This is a genomic window from Oleiphilus sp. HI0080, assembly GCF_001635135.1.
In genome coordinates, this window is the sequence record NZ_LWFU01001161.1 from 1 (window position 1) to 5716 (window position 5716).

The 5716-nt window shown below is 46.8% G+C and carries 4 protein-coding genes and 1 tRNA gene; 3 read left to right on the top strand and 2 right to left on the bottom strand.

What is annotated here, in order from left to right; translation table 11 throughout:
- Positions 1-469 precede the first annotated feature (469 nt).
- Complete coding sequence (gene rmf, locus A3751_RS20775) at positions 470-673, top strand: ribosome modulation factor (protein ID WP_068458759.1); 204 nt, start codon at positions 470-472, stop codon at positions 671-673.
- Between the two features lie 77 nt (positions 674-750).
- On the opposite strand, the gene A3751_RS20780 is transcribed toward rmf, so the two are convergent.
- Positions 751-1773 carry a quinone-dependent dihydroorotate dehydrogenase gene (locus tag A3751_RS20780; protein WP_068458760.1) on the bottom strand — a complete coding sequence of 341 codons (1023 nt, stop codon included), beginning with the start codon at positions 1771-1773 and terminating at the stop codon, positions 751-753.
- A gap of 378 nt (positions 1774-2151) precedes the next feature.
- Positions 2152-4146, bottom strand: a complete 1995-nt coding sequence (gene uvrB / locus A3751_RS20785; protein ID WP_068458761.1) for an excinuclease ABC subunit UvrB — start codon at positions 4144-4146, stop codon at positions 2152-2154.
- A 181-nt stretch (positions 4147-4327) separates the two neighbouring features.
- On the opposite strand from uvrB, the gene A3751_RS20790 reads away from it, so the two are divergent.
- The gene (locus A3751_RS20790) at positions 4328-5512 is read left to right on the top strand and encodes a pyridoxal phosphate-dependent aminotransferase (RefSeq protein WP_304439069.1); all 1185 of its coding nucleotides are present in this window, start codon (positions 4328-4330) and stop codon (positions 5510-5512) included.
- A 51-nt stretch (positions 5513-5563) separates the two neighbouring features.
- A tRNA-Asn gene (locus A3751_RS20795) sits at positions 5564-5639 on the top strand.
- The last annotated feature ends 77 nt before the right edge of the window (positions 5640-5716 follow it).

Sequence of the window (5716 nt, forward strand, 5' to 3'; positions counted from 1 at the left end):
CACGAGTTGACGAAAGCCCCATTTCGATTAGCTCTTGTTCCAACAAGTACTGCATACCCAGCGGGCAAGAAACAAATAATCTCATAAACAAATTCACCAGTACCTAAAAATATAAATTGAAATAAGGGCTACATACCGACACAAAATTGCCCACAAATAAACGCATACACACAAGGCTTATACCAAGACTCTATAATCACTCACTCTGATAGCTAAAAAGATTTCTATACTTTATGTAGGCGTTTTTGCTAACTTAGTAGTTGTGCAATTAGTAAGCAGTCAGCTGCACAAAAAGTTTGTTATTTATCGCTCTAACAATAATCCAACCAAAGGAGTTCGAAACCCTCGTGCTAACTCTCACCCGCTGAGTAAAGCACCTAAGGCGTCAAACGCCAACATACAAGACACTTTCGATGCAAATAAACGTTTGCTCGCAAGTCACAGTAGAATGACAAAGAGGTTCGACTAAATGAAAAGACAGAAAAGAAACCCGATGCATCGCGCTTACAACCGCGGTTATCTTGCAGGTATTTCTGGAAAATCAAAATCACTCTGTGCTGCTTATTCTGAGGATGCCCAACAAGATTGGCTAAACGGCTGGCGAAACGGTCGTGAAGACAATTGGGACGGTCTCACTGGCGTCTCCGGCATCCATCGACTACCTACCATTTAGACTCTAGGATATTTTTTCAAGCTGGGGACAACAGTGCCTCAAATACAAGCCCGCTACAGCGGGCTTTTTTTGTTTAACTATACTCCAAAGCGAATAGCCTCAACGCAATCACGCACCAACTTCGGCCCTTTATATATCAACCCGCTATAAATCTGAACAAGTGACGCTCCTGCTTTGATTTTTTGCACGGCGTGCTCGCCCTCGGTGATTCCGCCAACACCAATAATTGGAATCTTTCCGCCCAGCTCGCTGGAGAATCGCCCGATCACGTGATTAGATTTGTCTAAAAGCGGTGCACCACTTAAACCACCGGCTTCGTTTGCATAAGGGCTTCCAACAACATTTGTGCGATCAAGTGTCGTATTACCTGCGATCACCCCGTCGAGCTCAAACTCAAGCAAACTAGCTGACACCAAACCTATTTCATCATCATTCATGTCCGGCGCGACTTTCACAGCCACTGGAACGTAACGCTTGTACTCATTTTGAAGGCGAAGCTGCTCAGTCTTTAACGCATCTAGCAGCTGCTTTAAAGAGTCTCCAAACTGAAGCGACCTGAGTCCCGGCGTATTCGGTGATGAAACATTGACCGAAATATAATCTGCATTCGGATACGCTTTGCGCAAACCAATCAAATAATCGTCGTTTGCCTTTTCGACCGGCGTATCGAAGTTCTTGCCTATGTTAATTCCAAGGGGGCCAGTAAAGTTCCTTTTTGCCGCCTTAGCTAGTAAATTGTCGATGCCCTTATTGTTAAATCCCATTCTGTTTATAATTGCCTGCTGCTCTTTTAGGCGAAACATTCGCGGTTTTGGGTTACCAGGTTGCGGACGTGGCGTAACGGTGCCGACCTCAATAAAGCCAAACCCCATCGCAGCCAAGCCGTCTATGTGCTCAGCGTTCTTATCCAAGCCTGCAGCTAATCCGACTCGATTAGGGAACTCTATCCCCATGATGGTCACCGGGTCTAACGCAATTTCGGGCATAAAAGGACTCACGAGTCCTAGCCGATTTAAAGCACTCAGCCAGTCTAGAGACAAATCGTGTGAGGTTTCAGGAGGAAGAGAAAAAAGCGCCGCACGGAGCAAAGAATAAGACATAAAAAACCTCGCAAATGATAGTGCGCGTAGTATAACGACTTTGAAACCACTGTCGAAGAAAAGCGAAAAACTCAAGCAATTTATTTTGCGCCTAAGCAAAAAATACCATTGACAATTACGCTCTGTGCGACCCTGAAATTTTACCCACATTTTCTGTGGATAACTCTGTTAGCATCTCGTGTTCATAACGCTAGAGACAAGCAATAAAGCGACCTTAAACAAATTGATCATTTTTTAACCAATTAAAAACACTATATTTTTCAGATACTTACAAAGCTATTTGCTTGTTCAATAATCATTCAGCTCAAACGCTATAGATCCGACACCGACATCGACCTTGTGTACAATAAAGTCAAGAAACTGTCATAACAGCGCAGATCAGACGCTATGCTTTAGCGCGGCAATCTGATCTCTGAGCGCCGCTGCCCGCTCAAAATCAAGCTCTTTCGCGGCTTTGTACATGTCATCCTCAAGCGCCTTAATAGACTTCAAAGCATCCTTGCCGCCAACATAGGATGGGGTATCTTCGGCGACTTTCTGACGCCCTTTTCTTCCCCGACCGGGCACGACCATCGCACCCTCCATAATGTCACCGATCGATTTGTTTAGCGCCTGCGGAGTAAGACCGTTTTCTAGATTGTGGTGTTCTTGCTTTTCGCGACGACGCTTTGTCTCTTCCATGGCTCTTTCCATCGAGCCAGTCACTCTATCGGCGTACAAGATTGCACGCCCTTCCAGGTTTCGCGCGGCACGGCCTATTGTTTGGATTAGAGAGCGATCAGAACGCAAGAACCCCTCCTTATCAGCATCAAGAATAGCCACTAAAGCGACCTCAGGCATATCAAGGCCCTCCCTCAACAGGTTGATGCCGACCAATACATCAAACACGCCTTTTCTTAAGTCCTGAATAATCTCAACCCGCTCTACGGTATCTATATCAGAATGTAGATATCGAACCTGCACGCCGTGCTCCATTAGATAGTCCGTCAAGTCTTCCGCCATACGCTTAGTCAGCGTCGTTACCAGAACCCGCTCCTCCTTCGCGACGGCCTGACGAATTTCTTCTAGCAAATCATCAACCTGAGTTGTTGCTGGTCGAACTTCGATCAAAGGATCAAGTAAGCCTGTCGGACGCACCACCTGCTCAACAACTTGTCCCGCATGCTCTGCTTCGTATTTTGAAGGCGTTGCGGAGACAAACACCATCTGAGGTGCAATTGACTCCCACTCATCAAAACGCATCGGCCGGTTATCCAACGCACTAGGAAGCCTAAAGCCATATTCCACTAGAGTCTCTTTTCTAGATCTATCACCTTTATACATCGCGCCAATCTGGGGCACAGTGACATGCGACTCGTCGATAACCATTAATGCGTCATCGGGTAAATAGTCGAATAACGTTGGAGGGGGCGCGCCAGAAGGCCGACCAGAAAGATAGCGCGAGTAATTTTCAATACCATTGCAATAACCCAACTCAACCATCATTTCGGTATCGTATCGAGTTCGCTCTTCAAGGCGCTGCGCCTCAACGAGTTTATTATTGTCTCTCAATTGCTTTAAGCGTTCTTTCAACTCCTCTTTGATTGCGTCAACCGCTTCAAGAATCGTTTGCCTCGGCGTCACATAATGCGACTTAGGGTAAATTGTAATTCGCGGAAGCTTGCGCAGCACTTCCCCGGTTAACGGATCAAACTCACTAAGTTGCTCAACCTCATCGTCAAATAACTCGATGCGAACTGCATCGCGCTCAGACTCTGCGGGGAAGACATCGATCACATCACCACGAACGCGATACGTTGCACGCTGAAGCTCCATATCATTGCGGGTATATTGAAGCTCAGCAAGGCGCTTCAATATCGCGCGCTGATCTGTTTGCTCGCCCCGATCTAGGTGCAGCATCATCTTCAAGTATGATGCAGGGTCGCCCAACCCGTAAATTGCCGATACAGTAGCAACAATAATGGTATCAGAGCGCTCCATTAATGCTTTCGTCGCAGAAAGGCGCATTTGCTCAATATGGTCGTTTACTGAAGCATCCTTTTCTATGAACGTATCTGACGATGGGACATAGGCTTCTGGCTGGTAATAGTCATAGTAGGACACAAAATATTCGACAGAGTTTTCGGGAAAGAACTCCTTAAACTCACCATATAATTGTGCTGCGAGCGTTTTGTTGTGCGCCATAATGATGGTGGGTCGCTGAACTTGCTCGATCACATTAGCGATAGTGAATGTTTTTCCCGAGCCGGTAACACCCAGCAAGGTTTGATGCATAAGGCCATCATTTAAACCTTCAACAAGGCCAGATATCGCGGTCGGTTGATCGCCTGCGGGTTTAAAGGCCGATGAGACCTTAAATTCCTTTTTCTTCATATTTCGGATTTACGTATGCAGTGTTAAACTTAGCGCGCTAGAGCACCCCGAACGGGGTGATCGCAATAAAAAAGCTATTTGGTTCTCTTCGCCCATGCTAACAAATATTCGCTACTTACTCGCGAAATAAATAAAGCTGAGCACACAAAGAGATCACAACATTTAATGAGTTGAGGCATTCATCTTGGAACCGTCATTATCCAATCGCGTTCAAAATATAAAACCTTCACCCACCCTCGCCGTAACGAACAAAGCAAACGAGTTGCGCGCAGCCGGTAAAGATATTATCGGTCTAGGCGCGGGCGAACCTGATTTCGATACTCCCCAGCACATTAAAGATGCGGCTATTGAAGCAATCGCCCAAGGCAAGACAAAGTATACGGCTGTCGACGGCACACCCGACCTTAAGAACGCGATCATTGAGAAATTTAAGAACGATAATGGGCTGGCATACGAAGCGAATCAAATACTCGTTTCAAGCGGCGGCAAGCAAAGTTTTTTCAACTTAGCCCTTGCCTTACTTGATCCTGGCGATGAAGTGATTATTCCTGCTCCTTACTGGGTCTCATACCCTGACATGGTGATTGTCGCGGAAGGCAAGCCAGTCGTTATCAATGGCGGACCAGAGCAACATTTCAAGATCACCGCAGCACAACTTGAAGACGCGATCACAGACAAGACAAAACTGTTTGTTATCAATAGCCCGTCTAATCCGACTGGCATGGCTTACACACGTCAAGAGCTCAAAGAGATCGCTGACGTATTGTTACAGCACCCGCACGTCATGATTGCAACAGATGACATGTACGAGCATATTCTTTGGACCGACGAAGGATTCAACAACATATTAAATGTTTGTCCTGAGCTCTATGATCGAACATTTGTCCTAAACGGGGTTTCAAAGGCTTATAGCATGACGGGTTGGCGTATAGGGTATGCAGCAGGACCCGCTAAGGTAATCGGCGCAATGAAGAAGATTCAGTCGCAAAGCACCTCTAACCCAGCCTCCATTTCTCAAGCAGCCGCCACAGCAGCGCTCACTGGAGACCAAAAATGTGTAGCCGACATGGTGGTAGAATTTAAAAAGCGTCACGACTTCCTAGTGGAAGCGCTCAACTCAATAAGTGGCGTTAAGTGCTTGCCTGGTGACGGTACGTTTTATGTGTTTCCAGACTTTAGCGACGCGATCGCTCAAAGCAGTGCCAAAAACGACGTCGAACTTGCTGAGCTGCTGCTATCAGAAGCTGGTGTTGCGCTAGTCCCAGGCTCTGCATTTGGGTCAGAGGGCTGCATGAGACTAAGTTTCGCTACCAGCATGGAGACCTTAGAAGCAGCCGTTGCAAGAATTAAGAAAGTTCTTGGATAAGCACTTGACCAAGGCGCGCTAGCTAATTAAGATACGCGCCTCTTTTGAGATTCCCCGATAGCTCAGTTGGTAGAGCAACGGACTGTTAATCCGTGGGTCGCTGGTTCGAGCCCAGCTCGGGGAGCCAATCTCAACACCCCTCTTTGTATACAACGAATCCGTGGCAAACTCGATGACTTTGCCTAGTTCGAGCCCAGCTCGGGG